The following is a 23,453-nucleotide window of genomic DNA, read 5'->3' on the forward strand; positions in this document are numbered from 1 at the left end:
CGGGGACGTGCGGCGTGTTCTACAGCACGCACTCCGCCTCGGCGTACCGCTCCGCGGGGACCGTCTTGAGGGTCGCCACCGCCTCGGCCAGGGACACCATCACGATGTCCGTGCCGCGCAGCGCCGTCATCCGGCCGAACTCCCCGCGGTGCACCGCCTCCACGGCGTGCCAGCCGAACCGGGTCGCCAGCACCCGGTCGTACGCCGTCGGCGTGCCGCCGCGCTGGACGTGCCCGAGGATCACCGGCCGGGCCTCCTTGCCGAGCCGCTCCTCCAGTTCGAGGGCGAGCTGCCGGGCGACGCCCGCGAACCGCTCGTGGCCGTAGACGTCCTTGCCGCCCTCGTCGAAGTCCATGGAGCCCGCCCTGGGCTTGGCGCCCTCCGCGGCCACGACGATCGCGAACCGCTTGCCCGCCGCGAACCGCTCGCCGACCTTCGCAGCCAACTCCTCGATGTCGAAGGGGCGTTCGGGGACGACGATGGCGTGGGCGCCGGCCGCCATGCCGGACTGGAGCGCGATCCAGCCGGTGTGACGGCCCATGACCTCCACGATCAGCACCCGCTGGTGGGACTCGGCGGTCGTCTTCAGCCGGTCCAGGGCCTCGGTGGCGACGGTCACGGCCGTGTCGAAGCCGAAGGTGAGGTCCGTGACCGCGATGTCGTTGTCGATGGTCTTGGGCACGCCGACGATCGGCAGGCCGTTGTCCGACAGCAGCCGGGCCGCCTTGAGCGTGCCCTCACCGCCGATCGGGATGATCGCGTCGAGCCCCAGCTCCTCGACATGGCCCCTGGCCCGCTGCACGCCGTCCCGCAGGTGCTCGGGACGCACCCGGGAGGAGCCGAGGATGGTCCCGCCGCGGGCGAGGATGCCGCTCACCGCGTCGAGGTCGAGCTTGAGGTAGTCGCACTCCAGGAGACCCTTCCAGCCGTCGCGGAAGCCGATGACCTCGTCGCCGTGATCGACGACGGCACGGTGCACGACGGACCGGATGACGGCGTTCAGGCCGGGACAGTCGCCGCCGGAGGTGAGGACGCCAATGCGCATAGCCCGGACAACCTTCTCAACGTGGGCGCGGGGACCGGACCACACTGTCCGGTCGGTCCCCGCCACCCTAGCGGCACCGGGCGGTCGGGCCGAACCGTGCGTCCGCCTGCTGGACGGGCCCGCTCACCTGTGCGGACACCCTGTCAGACGGGCTCCCGCCGGGGCCGTCCCGGCGGGCCGCCGCGGGCCTGTCACGGCGCGCGCGACGGTCTCCGCACGGGCTGTCGAGCGGCTGTCTACGCGGGCTGCTGCTGCGCCGCCGCGATGCGCTCGTTGCGCAGCGCCTCGTACCAGTGGTCGTCGATCGGCGGCAGCGCGTTGACGTCGAGCGCCAGCTTCAGCAACAGGTCCGCGATCAGCGGGTTGCGGGCCAGCACCGGCCCGTGCATGTACGTGCCGAAGACGGTGTCGTTGTACGCGCCCTCCGTGCCGTCGCCCGTGCCGTTGCCCCGGCCCAGGCTCACCTGGGCGAAGGGGCGGGCAGTGGGGCCGAGGTGGGTGACGCCCTGGTGGTTCTCGAACCCGGTCAGCGGGGGCAGGCCGAGCCGCGCGTCGATGTCGCCCAGGACGTCGCCCACGCACCGCTCGCCCTCACCGCGCACCGACACGACGTCGAGCAGACCGAGCCCCGGCTCGCGCTGCCCGAGGTCGTTGATGAACTCGTGCCCGAGGATCTGGTAGCCGGCGCAGACGGAGAAGACGATCGCGCCGTTCTCCACCGCCCTGGGCAGACTGCCGTCGCGGCGCAGCCGCTCCGCCGCCAGCCGCTGCGGCCGGTCCTCGCCGCCGCCGATCAGGTAGATGTCGCCGGAGGTCGGGATCGGCTGGTCGCTGCGCACGTCGAGACGGGCCACGTCCAGGCCGCGCTGGCGGGCCCGGCGCTCCACCACCAGGACGTTGCCCTGGTCGCCGTAGGTGCTCAGCAGGTCCGGGTAGATCCACACCAGCCGCAGTTGGTTGTCACTCATGAAGTGCTCGTCCTTTGTGGTCAGTTGCCGACGCGGCGGCGCAGGTCCTGGAACGCGGTGTAGTTGGCGATGACCTCGATCCGGCCGGGCGGGGCCTGCTGCACGGCCTGGTCCAGGCTCTCGCAGACCTGGAACTGCTGGCCCGCGACCTCCAGACGCACCGCGAGGTCCAGCTTCCGGTCCCCGAGCACGAAGAGCGGGTGCCCTGTCAGGCGCGTGTAGTCGACGTCCCACAGCCAGGAGGTGTCGGTGCCGTCGGCGCTGCGCGCGTTGACCGACAGGATGACCGGGGTGGGCGGCGGGTCGATCAGCGAGAACGTCTCCAGCCAGCCGGCCGGGTTCTTCGCCAGCAGCAGGCGCAGGTCGCGGTTCTGGAACTGCACGACGTCGTAGCGGCCGGCGACCGCCTGCACCTGGTACATCCGCTCCAGGGCGACCTGCGGCGGCACCCCGAAGACAGCGGCGACGGCCGCCGAGGAGGCGGCGTTGGCCTTGTTGGCGCGGCCCGGGAGCTGCAGGTGGATCGGCCAGGCCGAGCCGTGCGGGTCGAGGACGTGGTCGCCGGACAGGGCCCAGGTGGGGGTGGGCCGGCGGAAGCCGCACTCGCCGCAGAACCAGTCGTCGCCCGGGCGCTGCATCACTCCGCCGCAGGAGGGGCAGGACCAGGCGTCGTCCTTCCACATCTGCCCGGCGGCCACCCAGACCACGTTGGGCGACGAGGACGCCGCCCACACCACCAGCGGGTCGTCGCAGTTGGCGACGAGCACGGCCTTGGAGCCGCTGAGCGCCTCACGCCAGTTCTCGGCCAGCATCCGGGTCTCGCCGGCCCGGTCGAGCTGGTCGCGGGAGAGGTTGAGCAGCGCGATGCACTTGGGGTCGGTGTCGCGGGCCACGCCCGCGAGGTACTTCTCGTCGACCTCTATGACGCCGAACTTCGCGTCCGAGCCGCCGGCCAGCGCCGAGGTGATGCCCGCGGGCATGTTCGCGCCGAGCGCGTTGGAGACGACCGGGCCCGCGGCCCGCAGCGCCTCGGCGATGAGCCGGGTCGTCGTCGTCTTGCCGTTCGTCGCCGAGACCAGGATCACGTCCAGGTGCTGGGCGAGCCGTGCGAGCAGATCGGGGTCGAGCTTGAGGGCCACCCGACCGCCGATCACCGAACCGCTGCCGCGTCCCGCTGCACGCGATGCCGCGGCGACCGCCTTGCCCGCGGTCACGGCCAGCTTGGCCCGCGGCGTGAGCGGGTCCGAGTTGCCTGCCATCAGTTCTCGATCCTCCTTGCGTACGCGCCGCGCCCTGGGTTCTCCGGCAACGTGGTGTGGACCTCAGCCTATCGATATCCGTTGACGCTCCCGAATCCCGGCCCATGCCGACGCGGCAGGCAGGGGCACAGGGAACCGTACCCTTGCCGCCATGCGACACGGCTCGATCCCGGGCGCCCACGGGCGCGTCCGGCCCCTTTCCCTGCTCGGCAGCCCCGTTCTGCACGCCCCCTGCGAGGAAGTCACCGACTTCGGACCCGAACTGTCCCGGGTGGTGGAGGACTTGTTCGCGACCATGTACGCGGCCCGCGGCGTGGGTCTCGCCGCGAACCAGATCGGGCTGCCGCTGCGCGTCTTCGTGTACGACTGCCCGGACGACGAGGAGGTGCGTCACCTCGGTCATCTGGTCAATCCGCGGCTGGTGGAGGCGGACGGCGTGGTGATCCGCGGGCCGGAGGGCTGCCTGTCCCTGCCGGGCCTGGAGGCGGGGACGGAGCGCCACGACCACGCGGTCGTCGAGGGTTTCACGGTGACCGGGGAGCCGGTCACCGTGCACGGCACGGGGTTCTTCGCGCGCTGCCTCCAGCACGAGTGCGACCACCTCGACGGAAAGGTGTACGCCGACCGCCTCACGGGATGGCGGCGCGGCCGGCTGCTGCGGCAGGCCGCGCGAGCACCGTGGGGACGGTGAGCCTCCGCACGGGGCCGCGGGCCGGCGGCCGCCCGAGCGGCACGGTGGGGTCGGTGAGTCTCCGCACCTGGCTGCGGGCCGGCGGCCGCCCGAGCGCTTCGGGGCGGCGGCCGGCTGAAGCTCCGCGCGGTCGGGCCTCGCGGTGACGGGTCCGCGTACGCGGCTCAGAATCCGGGGCCGCCCACCTTGTCGCCGACCGCCGCCAGCCGTCCCCACAGGAGGTCCGCCAGGCTGCGGACCAGTTCCGCGCGCGGGCACGGCCGCTCGCCCAGCCACCAGTCGCCGGCCGCGTGCATCATGCCGACGATGCCGTGGCCCCACACCCGGGCCAGTTGCTGCCCGGACGGCCCCAGGTCGAGCCGCTCCTCGATGACCCGGGCCAGCTCCTCGCCCATGCGGCGCAGCAGTGGGGCGGAGTGCTTGCCGACGTCGAAGCCCTGGTCGGTGCCCTGGCCGCCCTCCGCCGGGTGCATGAGGAAGCGGTAGACCTGCGGGCGGGCCTCGATGGCCGCGAGGTAGGTGTCCAGCGTCGACTCGACGCGCTCCCGCCGGTCGGCGGGGGCGTCCAGCGCGGCTCGCAGGGAGTCGAGCAGGGCGTCGGTGTGCCGTTGGGCGAGGGCGGCGTACAGCCCGCCCTTGTCGCCGAAGTGGCGGTAGAGGATCGGCTTGGTGATGCCGGCCTCGGCGGCGATGGCGTTCATCGACGCGTGCGGGCCGTCGCGCAGCACCACCCGGTCGGCGGCCTCCAGCAGCTCGCGCCGTCGGCGGTCGGCGGACCGCTGCTGATCGCTCCGCTGCCTGGTGTCCATGAGATCTCCCCACCCGTACTGGTTCGGTGACGCCTGCGCAAAGTAACACTGACAGGGCCGGATGCCTCGAACGGGCTGCCGCAGGACCGTCGGCGGTCGACTTCCCCCACCGGTCGGTGACACAGTACGGTTACCGCAAGTAACATGCAGGTGCGCGCTGGAGGGGACATGGCCGAGTTCACCATGGAGCTCAACGACGAGCAGAAGGAGGTCAGGGACTGGCTGCACGGCTTCGCCGCCGATGTGATCCGCCCCGCCGCCGCCGAGTCGGACGAGCGCGAGGAGACCCCCTGGCCGGTCATTCAGGAGGCCGCCAAGGTCGGCATCTACTCCCTCGACTTCTACGCGCAGCAGTACTTCGACGCCACGGGCCTCGGCATCCCGATGGCCATGGAGGAACTGTTCTGGGGTGACGCCGGCATCGCCCTGTCCATCGTCGGCACCGGCCTCGCCGCCGTGGGCGTCCTCGCCAACGGCACCGAGGAGCAGATCGGCACCTGGATCCCGCAGATGTACGGCGAACCGAACGACGTGAAGGTCGCCGCCTTCTGCTCCTCCGAGCCCGACGCCGGCTCCGACGTGGCCTCGATGCGCACCCGCGCGGTGTACGACGAGGCCAAGGACGAGTGGGTGATCAACGGCACCAAGACCTGGGCGACCAACGGCGGCATCGCCAACGTGCACGTGGTCGTCGCCTCCGTCGACCCCGGACTCGGCTCCAAGGGCCACGCCTCCTTCATCGTCCCGCCGGGCACACCGGGACTGACGCAGGGCCAGAAGTTCAAGAAGCACGGCATCCGCGCCTCGCACACCGCCGAGGTGGTCCTGGACGGCGTGCGGGTCCCCGGGTCCTGCCTGCTCGGCGGCAAGGAGAAACTGGACGAGCGGCTCGCCCGCGCCCGGGAGAAGGCCCGAAAGGGCGGTGACCGGGTGAAGAACGCCGCGATGGCGACCTTCGAGGCGTCCCGCCCCGCCGTCGGCGCCATGGCGGTCGGCACCGCCCGGGCCGCCTACGAGGTCGCCCTCGACTACGCCAGGACGCGCGAGCAGTTCGGCCGGCCGATCATCGACAACCAGGGCGTCGCCTTCCAACTCGCCGACATGCGCACGCGGATCGACGCCGCCCGGCTGCTGGTCTGGCGGGCCTCGTGGATGGCCGTCAACGGCAGGCCGTTCGAAGCCGCCGAGGGCTCGATGTCCAAGCTGTTCGCCAGCGAGACCGCGAAGAAGGTCACGGCCCAGGCCATCCAGATCCTCGGCGGCAACGGCTACACCCGGGAGTACCCGGTGGAGCGGATGCACCGCGACGCGGCGATCTACACCATTTTCGAAGGGACCAGCGAGATCCAGCGGCTGGTGATCTCCCGCACGATCTCGGGCATGCCGATCCGCTGACGGTGCGCCCGCCGACGCCGACGATGCCTCCGTCGACGATGCCTCCGTCGACGATGCCTCCGTCGACGATGCCTCCGTCGACGGTGGCTCCGCTAACGGTGTCGCAGCGGCGTCAGTTGCTCGATGTCGTAGCGCTTTCTGAGGGCCTCGATCGCCGTGTGGTCCGGCGGGCCCCCGTTCCCCAGGATCTCGAGGAGTTCCTCGAAATACCGCTCGTGGTCCGGCGGCGGAGACGCCTGGAAGAACATCTTGGCGGGGGTGTCGGTCGGGTTGGCGAAGGCGTGCGGGCAGCCCGGCGGGACGACGATGACCGTGCCCGGGGTCGCCCGCACCACGCGGTTTCCGGAGGAGGACTCCCACCGCTGCCAGTGGTCGGGGGTCCGGATCCGCGGCTCGAAGGCGAGCACGTCCAGCTCGCCCTCGAGCACGTAGAACAACTCCTCGCTGCGCGTGTGCACGTGGGCGCCGACGTCGAAGCCCGGTGGGACCTCCACCTCGAAGGTGGAGGCCGCCCGTGAGTGCGTGCCGGTCACCTTGAACGTCACCCGCTGGGCCGGCGCCTCGACGACACGGCCCTGGCCAGGCGGTACGAGCAGTCCGTCCGTGGTCATCGCCGGATCACCACGCCACCGGCAGGGCCTCGGGCCCCCAGATCAACGTGCCCTTTTTGAAGGGCACTTGCTCCGGGGGCACCGCGAGCCGCAGGTTCGGCACCCGGTCCAGCAGGGCGTCGACCAGCAACTCCGACTCCATCCGGGCCAGTTGGTCGCCCGGGCAGTAGTGCGGGCCGAAGCCGAACGCCACGTGCGGGTTCGGGCTGCGCGTGAGGTCGATCTTCCCGGGGTCGGGGAAGACGTCCGGGTCGCGGTTGGCGGCCAGGTACGACACGTAGACCGCGTCGCCCGCCCGGATCCGCACCCCCTTGATCTCCACGTCCTCCAGGGCGATCCGGGACAGCCCGACCGCGTTGCGGTGCGGGATGTGGCGCAGCAGTTCGTCGATGGCCCGAGGGCGGATCTCCCGGTCCGCGCGCAGCCGGTCGGCCAGCTCGGGACGGGTCAGCAGGAGGTAGAACATCTGCCCACTGTTGCCGGTGACCGCCTCGCCGCCGATCTGGAGCAGCACCGCGAGCCCCACGGCCTCCTTCAGACTGATCTCACGGCGGGCCACGGCGGTCCCGAGCAGTGAGGCGATGTCCTCCCCGGCGCTGTCCGCGCGGGCGTCGAGGAGTTCGGCGAAGTACGTGCCCATCTCCTCCTTGGCCTGCTCGCCGACGGCGGCGCCGTGCGAGGAGGACAGGATCAGCCGGGTCCAGGCGTGCATGCCCTGCCGGTCCGCGACCGGCACACCCATCAGCTCGCAGATCACGGCGATCGGGAACGGGCTCAGCACCCCGGCGGTCAGGTCGGCGGGCGGGCCGCCCGCGAGCAGGTCGTCGACCAGCTCGTCCAGCATCCGGCGGGCGCTGTCCCGCACCCGCTCGACACCGTGCGCGGTGAGGGCGGGGGCGACCACGCGGCGCAGCCGGGTGTGGTCGGGCGGGTCGAGGAAGCCGACCGCGGCGCGCGACGGGACGAAGTGCGGGGCCAGCCGGGTGACCTGCCGGTCGACGACCGCCTCGCGGCTGAACCGGGGGTCGTCGGTGACCGTCCGCACGTCGTCCATGCTGGTCACCAGCCACGCCCAGCCCTCGCCGTTGGGCAGCTCGACGCGGGTGACCGGGCCCTGCTCCATGAGCTCGGAGAGCACCGGGTCGAAGGCCACGCCCGGCAGGTCGAGCGCCGGCCAGGGCCGGACCGGCGGCACCGTCTCGGTGCGCGCCTCCTCGACGAGTGTCTCCTCCGTCATGCGCCGCCCCCGGTCTGCCAGCAGCCGAGCGACATCTCGGCGGTGATGCCGGGGCCGAACCCGGCGAGCAGTCCGCGCGCCCGGTCCTGGGGACCGCCTTCCTCGAACAGTCGGCGCAGCGCGTCCAGGACGACGGCGCTGGCGATGTTGCCGTACTCGGTGAGCGTGGCCCGGCTGAACCGGAACGCGTGCGGTTCGACGTTCAGGAACTTGCTCAGGTCGTCCAGGATGCGGGGGCCGCCCGCGTGGATGACGTAGAAGTCCAGGTCGGACGCGTCCCAGCCGTGCACTCCGGCCAGGTCCTGAAGGGCCGGTGCGAGTGGCTCCATGGTGGCGGGCACCCGCTTGTCCAGCAGGAAGTGGAAGCCGGTCGCCCGGACGTCGTAGGCGATCCACTCCTCCGTCTTGGGGATGAGGTACGAGCCGTTGCGCTCCAGCCGGACGCCGGTGCCTCCGCTGCCGCGGACCACGGCGGCGGCGATGCCGTCGCCGAACAGGCCGTTGGAGAGCAGGGAGCCGACGCCGAGGTCGGTGGGCTGGTAGCACAGCGAGCAGAACTCGCAGGCCACGATGAGCGCGTTGGTGTCGGGGTAGGCCGTGCAGAAGTCGTGGGCCCGGTTGATCGCCGCGCCTCCGGCCGCACAGCCGAGCTGGGCTATGGGGATCTGACGGGTGGTCGACTCGAACTCCATCGTGTTGATCAGCCACGCGGTGAGCGAGGGCATCATGAAGCCCGTGCACGAGACGTAGATGATGACGTCGATGTCCTTGGTACGGACCTCGGCGTCGTCGAGCGCGCGCTGGATGACGGCGGGGACGCGGGCCTTCGCCTCCTGCTCGTAGAGCTTGTTGCGCTGCTCGAAGCCGGGATGCTTGAGGGTCTCCTCGATGGGCTGCACGATGTGCCGGGTCTGCACACCGGTGTTCTCGATGAGCCGGAGGGCCAGCGGGAGTTGCGGGTGGTCCGCGTGGCGGGAACGCGCGAGCTCCAGCGTCTCCTCCATCGTGATCACGTGCTCTGGAACGGACACCGAGGGTCTGCACAAAGTCGCCATGAGCCGTGCCTGCTTTCGCCTTCCGGAAGGCCGGTTGCCCCCCGGTCAGAGGGTGGTGCACCCAGAAGGGTGGTCCATCCACGATCACCCGGAGGAGCGACGATCTCTCGCGGAGCTACTCCAATCCGGCGACGGCGCCCAAGCTCGGCCTGGCTCGGACGGCTTGACCCCGGCGGCCGTGAATCGACCTCCAGCACCCGAGAAGCCCCTGGTCACAGCCTTGCGATCACCTCCGTCGGCGACCCTCCCGACCCGCGCCACCGCCCCCACCACACGAAGATCACCCCCGCGTCTCCCACACCGCCCCGACCGGCCCCCGGCATCCGCCTCCAGGAGTACGAGACGCACCCACCGCCCGTGCCGTGCGGGGGGAGTGCCGGCGGGAGCGGGCGGGTGCGGCGGCGGGCGCGCCGAGGGGCCCGCCGGGCCGCCGGTGGCCGGTCCCCGCACCGCGCGGTCGGATCGGCCCGCCAGGCCGATCCGGTCAGCCGCAGGCGGCTTTGCTGCTGCGGGCCGGGCGGGCCGGGCGGGCTGAGGCGAGCGGGTGGGCGCAGGGCGGGAGGAGCGACGCGCCCGCCGGGCCGTGGCCGTGGGTCCGGTCCGTGCGGTCGGCCGAGGGGCGCCGCGGATGGGACGAGACGGGGCGGGCTGGGCCGGGTGGGAGGGCGATGCGGGCCGAAGCGTTCGCCGGGCCGTGGCCGTCGGTCCGGTCCGGCCGGTCCGCCGAGGGGCGCCGCGGATGAGACGAGACGAAGCGGGCCGGGTCGGGTGGGCGAGGCGCGGGTCGGTGCCGTGCGATCGGTCCGGTTCGTCCGGTCGGCCGAGGGGCGTTGCGGATGGGACGAGACGGGGCGGGCTGGGCCGGGTGGGAGGGCGATGCGCGTTGAAGCGTTCGCCGGGCCGTGGCCGTCGGTCCGGCTCGTCCGGTCAGCCGGGGTGAGTTCGCCGCCGCCGGGTCGGCGAGGCGACCCGAGGCGTGCTCGACGGCGCCACGACGAGCACGGCGGGGGCTCGGTGCGGTTCGGGTGGTCAGCCCGGGGTGGGGCCGCTGCTGTGGGCGATGCAGGCCACGTCGATGCGGTCGGCCAGCTTGGCCAGTTCGATGGTCAGGGCGGCCACCGTGTCCTCGTCGAGGCCGTCCTGGCCGGCCTCCACCAGACGCAGCCACCGGCCGCCGACCGTGCGCAGCAGCTTGCTCACGTCGGCCGCGGCCACCTGCAAGGTACCGCGGTCGTCGACGATCAGAGGCAGAGTCACTTCGCGGTTCACAAAGGGGATCGTAGCGGCGGAAGCCTCACGCCCCGTGCCACACGGTGGTGATGTTGCAGAACTCGCGGATTCCGTGCCCGGACAGCTCACGTCCGTACCCCGACCGCTTCACTCCGCCGAACGGCAGCGCCGGGTGCGATGCCGTCATCCCGTTGACGTACACCCCGCCCGCCTCCAGGTCCCGTACGAAGCGGTCCACCTCGGTCTCGTCCTCGGTCCAGACGTTCGAACTCAGCCCGAAGAGCGAGTCGTTGGCGATCAGCACCGCCTCGTCGAGATCAGTCGCCCGGTACAGCGTGGCCACCGGACCGAACGCCTCCTCGCGGTGGATGCGCATCTCGCGGGTGATGCCGGCCAGCACGGTCGGCGGGTAGTACCAGCCCGGCCCGTCGGGCCGTTCGCCACCGCACAGCACACCGGCCCCGCCGCGCCGCGCGTCGTCGACGAGCTCCTCCAGATCCGCCCGCCCCCGCTCGCTGGACAGCGGCCCGACCTCGGTGTCCTCCCGCATCGGGTCGCCGACCCGCAGCGCCCTCATGCCGGCCACGAAACGCTCGGCGAAGGCGTCGTAGACGTCCGTGTGCACGATGAACCGCTTCGCCGCGATGCAGGACTGCCCGTTGTTCTGCACGCGTGCGGTCACCGCGACCTCGGCGGCCCGGTCGATGTCGGCGGACGGCATCACGATGAACGGGTCGCTGCCTCCCAGCTCCAGCACCGTCTTCTTGATCATCTCCCCGGCGGTGGACGCCACCGCCCGCCCGGCTGGCTCGCTGCCGGTCAGGGTGGCCGCCTTCACCCGCTCGTCGCGCAGGATGTCGTCGACCGCTCCCGAGCCGATCAGCAGGGTCTGGAAGCAGCCCTCGGGGAAGCCCGCCCGGTGGAACAGGTCCTCCAGGTACAGGGCCGTCTGCGGCACGTTGGAGGCGTGCTTGAGCAGGCCGACGTTGCCGGCCATCAGCGCGGGCGCGGCGAAGCGGACCACCTGCCACAGCGGGAAGTTCCAGGGCATGACGGCCAGCACCGGTCCGAGTGGCCGGTAGCGGACCAGGGCGTGGGACGCCCCGGAGTCCTTCACGTCCGCGTCGGCGGGCCGCTCGTCGGCGAGCAGCTCCTCGGCGTGCTCGGCGTACCAGCGCATCGCCTTGGCGCACTTCGCGGCCTCCGCGCGCGCCTGCTTGACCGGCTTGCCCATCTCCGTGGTCATGACACGGGCGATCTCCTCCTGGTCCTCTTCCAGGAGAGCGGCGGCCCCGTTCATCAGCCGGGCACGCTCGGCGAAGGCCGTCGTCCGGTACGTACGGAACGTGGCCTGCGCGAGCTGGAGCCGGCGCTCGATCTCCTCCTCGCCCAGCGCCTCGTACGTCTTGAGCGTCTCGCCGCTGGCCGGGTTCACCGTGGCGATGGACATGACTGACCTCCCTGGGAGCGGCCTGTGCTTCGACCTTCCCGCGCCGCGGTGCCGATCGCAACGCGTGAGGCCCTCGTCAGAGCGAGTGCTCGGCCAGGCGGTCGAGAAACGCCCTCTGGGCCGTGACGATCACCTCGCGGGCCCGGTCCAGACCGAGCCACGCCACCCGGTCGAGCTCGGGGAACTCCTGGGTGCGCCCGGACCGCGGCGGCCATTCCATGAGGAACGTGCCGGGGACGACCGCCGCCGGGTCGAGGTCGGCCTCGACGGCCCAGGCCGTGACGGTCTTGCCGTTGGTCTGCCGGACCTCGCCCAGCGGCACCGCCTCCCCGTCGGGCGGCGGGAGCCCGAGCTCCTCCTGGAACTCGCGCCGGGCCGCGTCCCAGGCGGGTTCCTCCGGGTCGTACTCGCCCTTCGGAACCGTCCACGCCCCCGCGTCCCGACGGGCGAAGAAGGGGCCGCCCATGTGTCCCAGGAGCACCTCCAGCCCGTCGCCGGAGCGCCGGAACAGCAGCAGACCGGCACTGCGACGCCCCCGCCGGGCCTCCCGCCGGGCGCTCATGGCGCGATCTCCGGGTGCGCGGCCAGCAGCGTCGTGACGGTGTCGGCGTCCTCGGGCCGCTTGTCCTCCCGGTAGCGCACGACCCGGGCGAAGCGGAGGGTGACGCCCGCCGGGTAGCGGGTGGAGCGCTGCAGGCCGTCGTAGGCGATCTCGACGACGAGTTCGGGGCGTACGGTCACCACCCAGCCGTCGTCCTCCACGGCGAGGCGGCGCAGCCGCTCGGTCTGCCAGGCGAGCATCGCGTCCGTCATGCCCTTGAACGTCTTGCCGAGCATCGCGAAGCCGCCCGCGGCGGTACGTGCGCCCAGATGCAGGTTGGACAGCTTGCCGGTGCGTCGGCCGTGGCCCCACTCGGCGGCCAGGACCACCAGGTCCAGGGTGTGCACGGGCTTCACCTTGAGCCAGGACGCGCCGCGCCGGCCCGCGCTGTAGGCGGCGTCGAGGGCCTTGACGACCACGCCCTCATGGCCGCGTCGCAGGGTCTCGGCCAGGAACCGTTCGGCCTCGCCCACGTCGTCCGGACCGCACACCAGGGTGCGCCTGACCCGCATCGGCTCCGGCACCAGACGGGCCAGCTCGGTGTGGCGCTCGGTCAGCGGCAGGTCGAGCAGGTCGCGGTCGCCGACGGACAGCGCGTCGAAGAAGACGGGGGAGACGGGGACCGCCTCGGCGGCCGTGGCCACGTCCACGCGCGAGCCCACGCGTCCGGCGGTCTCCTGGAACGAGCGGGGCCGCCCGTCCGCCCCGAAGGAGATGACCTCGCCGTCCAGGATGAATCGGTCGCCGCGCAACTCCCGTGCGAGCGACGTCAGTTCCGGAAGCCGGTCGGTGATGTCGTCCAGGGTGCGGGTGTGCACCCGTACGGTGTCGCCGTCCCGGTGGACCTGGACCCGGATGCCGTCGAGCTTCTCCTCGACGGCGCACGCGCCGAGCTTCTCGACCGCCTCGGCCACGGAGGAGGCGCTGTGCGCCAGCATCGGCAGGACCGGGCGGCCGACGGTGAGCCGGAAGCGCTCCAGCGCCGGCGGGCCGTCCGAGAGCAGGGCCTGCGCCACCGTCTGCAACGATCCGGCCAGCATCACCGCCCGCCGCACGTCCGCCGGGGGCGCGCCCGTCGCCCCGGCCAGCGCCTCGACGGCGATGGCGTCCAGCGCGCCCTGCCGGACCTCCCCGGTGAGCAGCCCCAGCAGGAACCGCTGCTCGTCCTCGGTCGCAGCGCCCATCAACTCACCCACGAGCCGGGAGCGAACGGCCTGCGACCCGGGGCCGGACACCTTGCCGAGTTCGCTCAGCCGGGCATCCACCTCGTGCACGGTGAGCGATGCCTCGGCGGCCGGGGCGACCCGGCGGCCGAGCACCTTCCAGCCCACTCCGAGCCGCCCCTGCGGCAGCCGCCCCGCCAGATACGGAATGACGACCGGCACGTCCTCGGCCCCGGCCTCCCGGAACAACTCCGCGAGCAGAGCCGTCTTCCGTGACCGGGCCGGGGCCGCGGCCACCTCCCGCGACACCTGAGCCAACCGGGCAAGCAACATGCAGCCATGGTGCAACGCACGGCGCCGCCCTACACCCGGGCCCTGCCGCGCACCCGCTCCCCGCCCTGCTCTGTGGACGCGGCCCGGTTCGAGGGCGGGGCCCGCACGCCGGCGTGTCCAGACAACGGGGAGGGCGGGGGCCCTGCCCGTACGCGCCCGCCGCTTCACCCGCGGGCGTCGCCCCGCGGAGGGGGGCCGCCGTGCACACACGGCGCCCCTGGCACGGCGCCCCTGGCACGGCGCCCCTGGCACGGCGCCCCTGGTACGGCGCCCCTGGTACGGCGCCCCTGGTACGGCGCCCCTGGTACGGCGCCCCTGGTACGGCGCCCCCGCGGGGGACGGCTCGCAGCCGGGCGCTGCCCTGCCTCCAGGTGCCGCCCACGTTCAGCGCGCCAGTGCCGTCCTGCCCCGCGCCGCGCTTCCCTTCGCCACCGCCGCGTCCAGGTCCGTGAACAGCAGTTCGCCGTTGATGGCCGCGCCTGCGCGGTAGCCGCGGCTGGCCGCGTTGATCACCTGTTCGGCGAAGCCGCTCGCGTTGCCGGCGGCCCAGAGGCCGCGGACGGTCGTCAGGCCCCGTTCGTCGATCACCGGGTAAGCGCCGAACGGCGTCTCGTTCAGCTCGGCGCCCAGTTGCCGGAGGAGGTGCGTCCGGGGCACCGCGCGCGGCGCGACGAACAGCGCCTCGCGCGCGTGCGTCGTGCCGTCGGCGAGCCGGACCCCGGTCAGCCGGTCCGCCTCGACGACGATCCCGGTCACCTCACCGGGCACCACGTGGACGCCGGCCGCGGCGAGCCTGCGCAGGTCGTCGTCGTTCAGCTCGTCCTCGCCGGTCCGGTGCAGGAAGAGCGTCACGTCCTTGGACCACTGGGTCACCATCAGGGCCTGGTGAACGCTCAGCGGTGTCGTGGCGAGCACGCCGAAGGCCTGGTCGCGGACCTCCCAGCCGTGGCAGTACGGGCAGTGCAGCACGTCGCGGCCGAAGCGCTCGGCGAGTCCAGGGACCGCCGGGAGCTCGTCCTTCAGGCCGGTGGCGACGACCAGCTGCCGGGCGTGGACCGTACGCCCTCCGGCCAGCGTCACGTCGAACTCCCCGTCCGCGTCCCTGGCCGCCTCCACCGCCCGGTCCCGGACCAGCTCGACCCCGTACCGTTCGATCTCCTCGCGGCCGGCGGCGAGGAACCGGGCCGGGGACATGCCGTCCCGGGACAGGAAGCCCTGCATGTGCCCGGACGGCGCGTTGCGCGGCTCGCCCGCGTCGACGACCAGCGTGCGCCGCCGGGCCCGGCCGAGGACCAGTGCGGCGGACAGCCCCGCCGCGCCGCCTCCGACGACGACGACCTCGTACTTCTCGTTCTCGTTGTTCTCGGTCATGCGACCACCTCCACCGAGAAGGTCGTCCGTGCGCTGCCGGATTGACAAACACATTTGCCGGTTCCGCAATCGAGGCGGGAGTATCGGGGCATGAGCATCGAGGACGTTCTCGCCGACGTGGGCCCCCGGCTGCGCCGGACGCGCAAGGAACGGGAGGTCACTCTCGCCGCGCTCGCGGAGGCGACCGGGATCTCCGTCAGCACCCTCTCGCGCCTGGAGTCGGGCCTGCGCAAACCCAGCTTGGAGCTGCTGCTGCCGATCGCGCAGGCCCATCGGATGCCACTGGACGAGCTGGTCGGAGCGCCTCCGGTGCGCGATCCGCGGGTGCGGGCCGAGCCGATCGTGCGCGGCGGCCGCACCCACTGGCCGCTGACCCGGCAGCCCGGCGGCCTCCAGGCGTTCAAGGTGCTGGAACCCCGGCGCAGGCTCGAACCCGACCCGCGCACCCACGAGGGCTACGAGTGGCTGTACGTGCTTTCCGGCAGGCTGCGGCTGGTGCTCGGCGAGCACGACGTGGTGCTCACGGCCGGAGAGGCGGCGGAGTTCGACACGCGCGTGCCGCACTGGTTCGGGTCGACGGGGGAGGGGCCGGTGGAGTTCCTGAGCCTGTTCGGACCGCAGGGGGAGCGCATGCACGTACGGGCCCGGCCGGCGCGCACTGCCGAGGACGGCTGACCGCGGGTGTTCCCCGATGGGCAAGCGACCGCTTAGTATGCGACCGACCCCGGTCACACGACGCGACGACGCGGTCCCCTGGAGGCGGCACATGCAGGCATGGCGAGTGCACGACAACGGCGAGCCGGGCGAGGTGATGCGGCTGGAGGAGACCGGGCCGCCCACCCCGGGCGAGGGCCGGATCCTGCTCAAGGTGCGTGCCGCGAACGTCAACTTCCCGGACGCGCTGCTGTGCCGCGGCCAGTACCAGGTCCGGCCGCCCCTGCCCTTCACCCCGGGCGTGGAGATCTGCGGCGAGACGGAGGACGGCCGCCGGGTGATCGCCAACCCGGAGCTGCCGTACGGCGGTTTCGCCGAGTGGGCCGTCGCCGCCGCCGACGCCGTACTGCCCGCCCCCGACGCGCTGGACGACGCCGAGGCGGCCGCCCTGCACATCGGCTACCAGACGGGCTGGTTCGGCCTGCACCGACGGGCGCGCCTGGAGGCCGGCGAGACCCTGCTCGTCCACGCCGCCGCCGGAGGCGTCGGCAGCGCGGCCGTGCAGCTCGGCAAGGCGGCCGGCGCCCGGGTCATCGGTGTCGCCGGCGGCGCGGCGAAGGCCGCCGTGGCCCGCGAGCTGGGCTGCGACGTGGTGATCGACCGGCACACCGAGGACGTCGTCGCCGCCGTGAAGGAGGCCACCGGCGGCCGGGGCGCGGACGTGATCTACGACCCGGTCGGCGGCACGGCCTACGCCCAGTCCGCCAAGGCCGTTGCCTTCGAGGGACGGATCCTCGTCGTCGGCTTCGCCGGCGGGACCGTCCCCAGTCCGGCGCTGAACCACGCGCTCGTCAAGAACTACTCGATCGTCGGCCTGCACTGGGGCCTGTACAACACCAGGAACCCCGGGCTGGTCCGGCACTGCCACGAGCAGCTCACCGACCTGGCAGCCCGGGGCGCGATCAAGCCGCTGGTGAGCGAGCGGGTGCCGCTGGCCGGAGCCGCGGCCGCCGTCCAGCGGGTCGCCGACGGAGCCACCACCGGCCGCGTCGCCGTGCTGCCCGCACTGAAGGACGGAGCCGCCGCATGACGAACGCCGAGGAACTGCGCCGCCGCGCCGCCGAGTTGTTGACCGCGCATCCACCGGCCACCACCGGCAGGCTCGACTTCCTCAAGGCGCGTTTCGACGCCGGGCTAGCCTGGGTGCACTACCCGCCGGGCCTCGGCGGACTCGGCGCCAACCGCTCCCTCCAGGCCGTCGTGGACGCCGAGTTGGCGGCCGCGGGCGCCCCGGACAACGACCCGCGCCGCATCGGCATCGGCCTCGGCATGGCCGCGCCGACCATCCTGCGCCACGGCACCGAGGAGCAGAGGCGGCGCTTCCTCAGGCCGCTGTGGACCGGGGAGGAGGTCTGGTGCCAGCTGTTCAGCGAACCGGGCGCCGGATCCGACCTCGCCGCCCTCGGTACCCGGGCGGTCTGTGAGGGCGACACCTGGGTGGTCAGCGGCCAGAAGGTGTGGACCTCCAGCGCCCACCTCGCCCGCTGGGCCATCCTCATCGCCCGCACCGACCCGGACCTGCCCAAGCACCAGGGCATCACCTACTTCCTCTGCGACATGACCGACCCCGGCGTCGAGGTGCGGCCGCTGCGCCAGATCACCGGAGAGGCCGAGTTCAACGAGGTCTTCCTGACGGGCGTGCGCATCCCCGACTCCCACCGCCTCGGCGCGGTCGGTGACGGCTGGCGGGTCGCCGGGACCACGCTCATGAACGAGCGCGTGTCCATCGGCGGTATGCGGCTGCCCCGTGAGGGCGGCATGATCGGCCCGGTCGCCAGAACCTGGCGCGAGCGCCCGGAACTGCGCACCCATGACCTGCATCAGCGGCTGCTGAGGCTGTGGGTGGACGCCGAGGTCGCCCGGCTGACCGGCGAACGGCTGCGCCAGCAGCTCGCCGCGGGCCAGCCCGGCCCCGAAGGATCCGGCATGAAGCTCTCCTTCGCCCGGCTCAACCAGGAGATCAGCGGCCTGGAGGTCGAACTCCGCGGCGAGGAAGGCCTGTTGTACGACGACTGGACCATGCGCCGCCCGGAACTGGTCGACTTCACCGGCCGCGACGCCGGCTACCGCTACCTGCGCGCCAAGGGCAACAGCATCGAGGGCGGGACCAGCGAAGTGCTGCTGAACATCGTCGCCGAGCGCGTCCTCGGCCTGCCCGCCGAGCCGCGCACCGACAAGGACGTCGCCTGGAAGGACCTCGCCCGATGAGCACGGTGAGCATGACGAGTGCCGAACCCGACCTGCTGTACTCCGAGGAGGAGGAGGCGCTGCGCGCCGCCGTCCGGGACCTGCTCACCGACCGCTGCGCCCCGGCGGACGTGATCGCGCACGCCGAGTCGGACGCGCCGCACGACCTCGCGCTGTGGCAGACGCTCGCCGACGGCATGGGCCTGGCCGGTCTGCTGGTGCCCGGGGAACACGGCGGCCAGGGCGCCACCCACCGCGAAGCGGCCGTCGTGCTGGAGGAGTTGGGCCGCGCGGTGGCTCCCGTTCCGTACCTCACCAGTGCCGTGGTCGCCACCGAGGCGCTGCTGGCCTGTGCGGGGGATGCCGCCGCCGGGCTGCTGTCCCGCCTGGCGTCCGGTCGTACGATCGGCGCCCTGGCGGTCGGGCTGCACACCGCGCCGGGGGGTGCCTTCGGGACCGTCCGCCTGGAATCCGGGCTGCTGCACGGGAAGTTGATTGGGATCGCGGACGCGGCGGTCGCCGACGTGCTGCTGGTGCCCGCGCAGGACGGCGGGCTCCACGCCGTCGACGCGGACGACGTCACCCTCACCCCGCAGGTGTCGCTGGACCTGACCCGGCCGCTGTCGACCCTCTCCCTCGACGGTGTACGGGGCCGCCGGCTGGGCGACGCGGGGCCCGCCGTGCACCGGGCGTTGCGCTCCGGCGCCGGACTGCTCGCCTCCGAACAACTCGGCCTGGCGGACTGGACGTTGACCGAGACCGTCCGCTACCTCAAGGAACGCACGCAGTTCAACCGGCCCGTCGGCGGCTTCCAGGCGATCAAGCACCGGCTCGCCCAGCTATGGCTGGAGGCGGCCGGGCTCCGCGCCGCCGCCCGGTCCGCGGCCGACGCGCTCGCCGGGGAGCAGGACGCCGACGTGGCCGTCGCCGTCGCGCAGGCCTACGCCGGGCCCGTCGCCGTCCACGCCGCCGAGGAGGCGCTGCAATTGCACGGCGGCATCGGCATGACCTGGGAACATCCGGTCCACCTGTACCTGAAGCGGGCCAAGGCGGACTCGATCGCGTACGGCACCGCGGGCGCCCACCGCGAGGCGCTGGCCCGACTGGTCGGCCTCGAAGCGCCCTGACGTCGGGCCGGGCGTCAGGGGTGCAGGCTGCTGACGATCTGCGCCGTGGCCATCAGACCCTCGTGAATGGTGGGCGCCATGCTCGTACCCGCCAGGAAGAAGCCGAGCAGGACGCAGACCAGGGCGTGCGAGAACTTCAGCGCGCAGTTGCGCACGAAGATCACCGCAAGGAGCAGGAGCAGCAGCACCACAGAGATGGAAATGGCCATCGTCGTCCTCCTCCGCCACGCCCACTTCGCGGCTTTCGGCCGCAAGTGTGGCGTAGCGGAGGGCCGGTCCGGGCGGTAGACGTGTCCTCCGAACGTGTGGTTCTGCCGCCGTTCCGGAATTGCCCCCGGTGGTCCGGAGCGTGATGCCGGGCGCGGGCTCAGGCCTCGATGACGCGGGAGCGGATGAGGAAACGCACTCCCTCGGGTGCCTCCAGGGAGAAACCGCTGCCCCGACCGGGTACCACGTCCACGATGAGCCGCGTATGGCTCCACACCTCGAACTGGCTGCGCGACATCCAGAACGGCACCGGCAGGTCCAGCCCCTCGACCTCCAGCTCCGCGAGCAGCACGTCCGAGCCGCCGGTACGGAACTCGCCCGCCGGATAGCACATCGGCGCGCTTCCGTCGCAGCAGCCACCCGACTGGTGGAACATCAGCGGTCCGTGCGCCTCGCTCAGCCGCCGCACCAGACCGGCCGCCGCGGGGGTGAACTCGACGCGCGGGATCTCCTCGTACATCGTCGCCGTCCTTCGCCGCCCGGGAAGCCCGGGAAGAAGCACCGGAAGAAGAAGCCGGACCCAGCCAAGCAGCGAGGAGGTTGCGACAAGGTTGCACGGCCCCGCCCCCCTGGGCTCGCCGTACGCGGTCGTGCCGCCGTGCCCGGTCGCGACGCGCGCCCACCGGCGATCGCTGAGATCCTGAGCGGGAGAAGCGCTGCCCATGACATGACCGGTGGTGGTGAGCGCGGTGTCCGAACGCGGCGACAACAGTCCCGGGCCGACGGCCGCGGACGTGGATCCCCTGGGGGACCCGTTCCTGCGGACCTGTTTCGCCGTGCCGGTGCCGCCGGCCACGTTCCTGCGCCGCCGGCGCCTGGTCGAGCATCTGGACCAGGCGCCGGCCACGCCGCTGACGATGGTCAACGGCTGCGCGGGTGCGGGCAAGACGCTGCTGGTCGCCGACTGGGCCGCCCACCTGGACCGGCCGGTGGCCTGGCTCACCGCGGGCGCCGCCGACCAGGCACCCGGCGTCTTCTGGGCCTACCTCCTGGAGGCCCTGCGCGCCTGCGGAGCGCACGAGATCCGCGACGTCGGCTGCCCGGCCGAGGCCGGCACGGTGGACCACGGCCTGCTCGCCCGGCTCGCCGCGCGGCTCAACGGCCGCGACCTGCCCGTGACCGTCGTCCTCGACGAGTACGACCGCGTGACCGCCCCCGAGATCGCCGACCAGCTCGGTTTCGTCCTGCACCACGCCGGCCGGGGCATGCGCCTGGTCCTCGTCACCCGCACCGAACCGACACTGCCGCTGCACCGCTACCGCGCGGACGGCACCCTGACCGAGATCAGGGACGCGGAACTGGCCTTCACCCCCGAAGAGGCGGCGACCCTGCTGGAACTGCACGGACTGCGGCTCGGCGGCGACGCGGCCCGCGCGCTCGTCCAGCGCACCCGGGGCTGGGCGGCGGGCCTGCGGCTGTGCGCCCTGGCCGCGCGGCAGAGCAGCGACCCGGAGACGTACCTCAAGGAGTTCGAGGCCGGACAGAGCACGATCGCCGACTTCCTGCTGGCCGAGGTGCTCAAGAGACAGCCGGCCCCCACCCAGGACCTGCTGCTGCGGGTCAGCGTCCTGGACCGGTTCTGCCCCGACCTGGCCAACGCGCTCGCCGGGCGCCGGGACGCCGAACCCATCCTGGCCGAGCTGCACCGGGCGAACGCGTTCGTCGAGCACCTCGGCCACTCCTGGTACCGCCTCCACCCGCTCTTCGCCGAGATCCTCGCGGCGCACCTGCGGGTGCGGTTCCCCAGCCTGGAGACCGAACTGCACCGCAGGGCCGCCCAGTGGCTGCGGCACACCGGGCCGCTGCCCGAGACGCTCGCCCACGGCGCCGCCGCCGGCGACTGGCCGTTCACCGCCCGCACCCTGGTGGACGACCTCGCGATCGGGCAGTTCTTCACCGGCCTGCGCTCCGGGGACCTGGGCGAGCTGTTCTCGCGGATGCCCCCCGAGACCACCGGCCCCGAGGCCGACCTCGTCCGCGCGGCACGCGAACTGTCCGACGGCGACCCCGGCCACGCCCTCCCGCACCTGGAGCGCGCCCGCCGGGAGCTGGCCCGCGCCCGCTCCGGCGGGGCGGCGGCCCGGCTCGGCCTCGCCCTCCTGGACACCCTCGCCGCCCGGATGACCGGTTGCCCGGACCGGGCCGAGCACGCCGCCCGGTCGGCGGGGGAACTGCTGCGGGACCTCCCCGCCGAACTCCCCCGCAAGCACCCCGAACTCGCCGCCCTGCTGCAGACCCACCTGGGCGCCGCCCGGCTGTGGGCGGGACGCTTCGAGGACGCCGGGGCCGCGCTCCGTGCCGCGGCGGCCGGCTCCGAGGGGGCCACCGCGCTGTCGCGGCAAGACGCCCTGAGCCTGCTCGCGCTCATCGACTGTCTGACCGGCTGGCCCACGCGCGCGGAACGCAGGGTCCTCGCGGCGCTCGCCGACGCGGAACGGTTCAGCCTGGCCGAGCCGACCGGTTCCGGACTCGGCCACCTGGTCCTGGCCGCGGTGGCCCTCGACCGCGACGAGCTGGGGGAGGCCCGGGCCCTGCTGGACCGGGCGACAGCCGCGCGGCTCTCGCCCTGGGACCCCGTGACGGCCGCCGCACTGGTCATCGTGCGGGCACGGCTCCAACTGGCCCGCAAAGAGACCCGGGCCGCCCTGGAGACCGCGGAGTCGGCCGTCCCCGCCGCCGTGGCCTCACCCTGGGCCGAGGCGCACATGGCGCTCGTCGTCTCCGCCGCCCACCTCGCCGAAGGCCGCCCCGAACAGGCCGTGAAGGTGCTGCGGGACGCCGTGGGCCAGGACGCCGCCTGCACGGTGGCGGCCGCCCGCGCCCACCTCGCCGCGGGCGACCCGGGCGCGGCCCTCGACCTGCTCGACGCGCTTCCCGCCGGGCAGCGCGCCGGCCCCGCCGTCACGGTACGGGCCCTGCTGGTGCGCGCCGAGGCCACCGGCCGGCAGGGCGATCATGCCACCGCCCGCCGGCTCGTGACCCGCGCGCTGCTGGACGCCCGGAACGAACGGCTGCGGCGCCCCTTCCTGGAGACGGGACCGTGGCTGCGCCGCCTGCTGGACACGGACGCGTTTGCCCGGCTGCCCGCCCGCCCTGGCCCCCGGTCCGGGAAGGAGCCGGAACCGGGCCACCCGCCCGCCCTGGTCGTCGACCGGCTCAGTGACCGTGAACTGGACGTGCTCCAGCGGCTCGCGCGGATGATGACGACCGAGGAGATCGCCGCGGACCTGTTCGTGTCGGTCAACACGGTCAAGACCCACCTCAAGAGCGTGTACCGCAAGCTCGGCGTGAACCGGCGCAACGAGGCGGTGCACCGGGCCCGCGAACTGCGCCTGCTGTGAACCACCCGGGACGGGCCCGCACCGACTACACCGGCGGGGTGTACGGGTCCATGCTCGCCGCCTCCGTGGTGGTCGGCGCCGGCGTTCCGGAGTACTTCCCGCGGCTGCGACTGGCGCTGTTGCTGCTGCTCACCGGTGTGGTGTTCTGGCTCGGGCACGTGCACGCCCAGCTGTTCGGCGCGCGGCTGGCCGAGCGCCGCCCGGACCGCGGCACCGTCCTGCACGTGTGCCGCGACGAGTGGCCGATCGTCCAGGCCGCCGTGCCACCGGCCCTCGCGCTCGCCGTCAGTCCGCTGTTCGGCCTGGACCTGCCGGGAGGGCTGTGGCTGGCGCTCGCCGTGGCCGTGGCCGGCCAGGTGGGCTGGTCGGCGGCCGCTGCGCGCCGGGCCGGCGCCCCCTGGGGCCTGGTGGCGGGGACGGCGGCGGTCAACCTGGTGATCGGGTTGCTGATCCTCGTGCTCAAGGCCGTCCTCACCCACTGACACGCACCCGCCCGGCCGCCGTATCACCTGCGCCGGGTGAGGCCCGGCGGCCCGGCCGGGCGGACCCTCGGACAGGGGGCTGTGGTACGCCCTACGCCCGTCCCCAGGCCACCGTGG

Annotated in this window: 21 protein-coding genes and 1 pseudogene; 8 read left to right on the forward strand and 14 right to left on the reverse strand. The window is 73.3% G+C overall.

Going from position 1 to position 23,453, the window contains the following annotated elements:
- Nucleotides 1-19 precede the first annotated feature (19 nt).
- The 3 genes from ACIOWN_RS21555 to ACIOWN_RS21565 form a co-directional block, all read right to left on the reverse strand.
- Entirely contained in the window at nucleotides 20-1,045 is a 1,026-nt protein-coding gene (locus tag ACIOWN_RS21555) for a 6-phosphofructokinase (RefSeq protein ID WP_362352750.1), read from the reverse strand.
- 236 nt (nucleotides 1,046-1,281) lie between these two features.
- On the reverse strand, nucleotides 1,282-2,013 hold the full coding sequence (locus ACIOWN_RS21560; protein WP_362352753.1) for a glutamine amidotransferase: 732 nt from the start codon (nucleotides 2,011-2,013) through the stop codon (nucleotides 1,282-1,284).
- Between the two features lie 20 nt (nucleotides 2,014-2,033).
- On the reverse strand, nucleotides 2,034-3,272 hold the full coding sequence (locus ACIOWN_RS21565) for a MurT ligase domain-containing protein (protein WP_362352756.1): 1,239 nt from the start codon (nucleotides 3,270-3,272) through the stop codon (nucleotides 2,034-2,036).
- Between the two features lie 151 nt (nucleotides 3,273-3,423).
- Here ACIOWN_RS21565 and def point away from each other — a divergent pair, with 151 nt between their 5' ends.
- Nucleotides 3,424-3,963 (forward strand): peptide deformylase, encoded by a 540-nt coding sequence (gene def / locus ACIOWN_RS21570; RefSeq protein WP_100567338.1) that lies wholly within the window; start codon nucleotides 3,424-3,426, stop codon nucleotides 3,961-3,963.
- Nucleotides 3,964-4,127: 164 nt separating this feature from the next.
- Here the strand turns inward: def and ACIOWN_RS21575 are convergent, their stop codons facing one another.
- Nucleotides 4,128-4,772: a TetR family transcriptional regulator gene (locus ACIOWN_RS21575; protein ID WP_362352759.1), complete on the reverse strand. Its 645-nt coding sequence runs from the start codon at nucleotides 4,770-4,772 to the stop codon at nucleotides 4,128-4,130.
- A gap of 168 nt (nucleotides 4,773-4,940) precedes the next feature.
- Between ACIOWN_RS21575 and ACIOWN_RS21580 the strand changes: the two genes are divergently transcribed.
- A complete protein-coding gene (locus ACIOWN_RS21580) occupies nucleotides 4,941-6,167 on the forward strand; it encodes an acyl-CoA dehydrogenase family protein (RefSeq protein WP_401983125.1) in 1,227 nt (408 codons plus the stop codon).
- A gap of 92 nt (nucleotides 6,168-6,259) precedes the next feature.
- Here the strand turns inward: ACIOWN_RS21580 and ACIOWN_RS21585 are convergent, their stop codons facing one another.
- The 8 genes and pseudogenes from ACIOWN_RS21585 to ACIOWN_RS21620 all read right to left on the reverse strand — a co-directional run bounded on the left by ACIOWN_RS21585 (nucleotide 6,260) and on the right by ACIOWN_RS21620 (nucleotide 15,218).
- Complete coding sequence (locus tag ACIOWN_RS21585) at nucleotides 6,260-6,778, reverse strand: cupin domain-containing protein (RefSeq protein ID WP_362352764.1); 519 nt, start codon at nucleotides 6,776-6,778, stop codon at nucleotides 6,260-6,262.
- A gap of 7 nt (nucleotides 6,779-6,785) precedes the next feature.
- The gene (locus tag ACIOWN_RS21590; RefSeq protein ID WP_401983126.1) at nucleotides 6,786-8,015 is read right to left on the reverse strand and encodes a cytochrome P450; all 1,230 of its coding nucleotides are present in this window, start codon (nucleotides 8,013-8,015) and stop codon (nucleotides 6,786-6,788) included.
- Nucleotides 8,012-9,079: pseudogene (locus tag ACIOWN_RS21595) on the reverse strand (type III polyketide synthase); the annotation flags it as partial. The pseudogene ACIOWN_RS21595 and the gene ACIOWN_RS21590, both read right to left, overlap by 4 nt.
- A 1,020-nt stretch (nucleotides 9,080-10,099) precedes the next feature.
- The gene (locus ACIOWN_RS21600; RefSeq protein ID WP_362352769.1) at nucleotides 10,100-10,339 is read right to left on the reverse strand and encodes a DUF6213 family protein; all 240 of its coding nucleotides are present in this window, start codon (nucleotides 10,337-10,339) and stop codon (nucleotides 10,100-10,102) included.
- Between the two features lie 25 nt (nucleotides 10,340-10,364).
- Nucleotides 10,365-11,750 (reverse strand): NADP-dependent succinic semialdehyde dehydrogenase, encoded by a 1,386-nt coding sequence (locus ACIOWN_RS21605; protein WP_362352772.1) that lies wholly within the window; start codon nucleotides 11,748-11,750, stop codon nucleotides 10,365-10,367.
- A 76-nt stretch (nucleotides 11,751-11,826) separates the two neighbouring features.
- Nucleotides 11,827-12,312 (reverse strand): NUDIX domain-containing protein, encoded by a 486-nt coding sequence (locus ACIOWN_RS21610; RefSeq protein ID WP_362352775.1) that lies wholly within the window; start codon nucleotides 12,310-12,312, stop codon nucleotides 11,827-11,829.
- Entirely contained in the window at nucleotides 12,309-13,847 is a 1,539-nt protein-coding gene (locus ACIOWN_RS21615; protein ID WP_362352778.1) for an ATP-dependent DNA ligase, read from the reverse strand. The genes ACIOWN_RS21610 and ACIOWN_RS21615 overlap by 4 nt, the downstream gene beginning before the upstream one ends.
- 384 nt (nucleotides 13,848-14,231) lie before the next feature.
- Nucleotides 14,232-15,218, reverse strand: coding sequence for an NAD(P)/FAD-dependent oxidoreductase (locus tag ACIOWN_RS21620; RefSeq protein ID WP_401983127.1), 987 nt, complete (start codon nucleotides 15,216-15,218; stop codon nucleotides 14,232-14,234).
- A gap of 90 nt (nucleotides 15,219-15,308) precedes the next feature.
- Here ACIOWN_RS21620 and ACIOWN_RS21625 point away from each other — a divergent pair, with 90 nt between their 5' ends.
- The 4 genes from ACIOWN_RS21625 to ACIOWN_RS21640 all read left to right on the forward strand — a co-directional run bounded on the left by ACIOWN_RS21625 (nucleotide 15,309) and on the right by ACIOWN_RS21640 (nucleotide 19,246).
- Nucleotides 15,309-15,893: an XRE family transcriptional regulator gene (locus tag ACIOWN_RS21625; RefSeq protein WP_362352784.1), complete on the forward strand. Its 585-nt coding sequence runs from the start codon at nucleotides 15,309-15,311 to the stop codon at nucleotides 15,891-15,893.
- 91 nt (nucleotides 15,894-15,984) lie between these two features.
- Nucleotides 15,985-16,962: an NADPH:quinone oxidoreductase family protein gene (locus tag ACIOWN_RS21630; protein ID WP_401983128.1), complete on the forward strand. Its 978-nt coding sequence runs from the start codon at nucleotides 15,985-15,987 to the stop codon at nucleotides 16,960-16,962.
- Nucleotides 16,959-18,140, forward strand: a complete 1,182-nt coding sequence (locus tag ACIOWN_RS21635; protein ID WP_401983129.1) for an acyl-CoA dehydrogenase family protein — start codon at nucleotides 16,959-16,961, stop codon at nucleotides 18,138-18,140. The genes ACIOWN_RS21630 and ACIOWN_RS21635 overlap by 4 nt, the downstream gene beginning before the upstream one ends.
- Nucleotides 18,137-19,246, forward strand: a complete 1,110-nt coding sequence (locus ACIOWN_RS21640) for an acyl-CoA dehydrogenase family protein (protein WP_401983130.1) — start codon at nucleotides 18,137-18,139, stop codon at nucleotides 19,244-19,246. Before ACIOWN_RS21635 ends, ACIOWN_RS21640 begins: the two co-directional genes overlap by 4 nt.
- A gap of 14 nt (nucleotides 19,247-19,260) precedes the next feature.
- On the opposite strand, the gene ACIOWN_RS21645 is transcribed toward ACIOWN_RS21640, so the two are convergent.
- Complete coding sequence (locus ACIOWN_RS21645) at nucleotides 19,261-19,455, reverse strand: hypothetical protein (RefSeq protein WP_100567352.1); 195 nt, start codon at nucleotides 19,453-19,455, stop codon at nucleotides 19,261-19,263.
- 158 nt (nucleotides 19,456-19,613) lie between these two features.
- Complete coding sequence (locus ACIOWN_RS21650) at nucleotides 19,614-19,973, reverse strand: DUF779 domain-containing protein (protein WP_362352796.1); 360 nt, start codon at nucleotides 19,971-19,973, stop codon at nucleotides 19,614-19,616.
- 229 nt (nucleotides 19,974-20,202) lie between these two features.
- On the opposite strand from ACIOWN_RS21650, the gene ACIOWN_RS21655 reads away from it, so the two are divergent.
- The gene (locus ACIOWN_RS21655) at nucleotides 20,203-22,854 is read left to right on the forward strand and encodes a LuxR C-terminal-related transcriptional regulator (protein ID WP_401983131.1); all 2,652 of its coding nucleotides are present in this window, start codon (nucleotides 20,203-20,205) and stop codon (nucleotides 22,852-22,854) included.
- Complete coding sequence (locus tag ACIOWN_RS21660; protein WP_401983132.1) at nucleotides 22,851-23,336, forward strand: hypothetical protein; 486 nt, start codon at nucleotides 22,851-22,853, stop codon at nucleotides 23,334-23,336. The genes ACIOWN_RS21655 and ACIOWN_RS21660 overlap by 4 nt, the downstream gene beginning before the upstream one ends.
- Nucleotides 23,337-23,453: the final 117 nt, after the last annotated feature.

It is taken from the genome of Streptomyces sp. NPDC087787 (assembly GCF_044743035.1).
GTDB lineage: Bacteria > Actinomycetota > Actinomycetes > Streptomycetales > Streptomycetaceae > Streptomyces.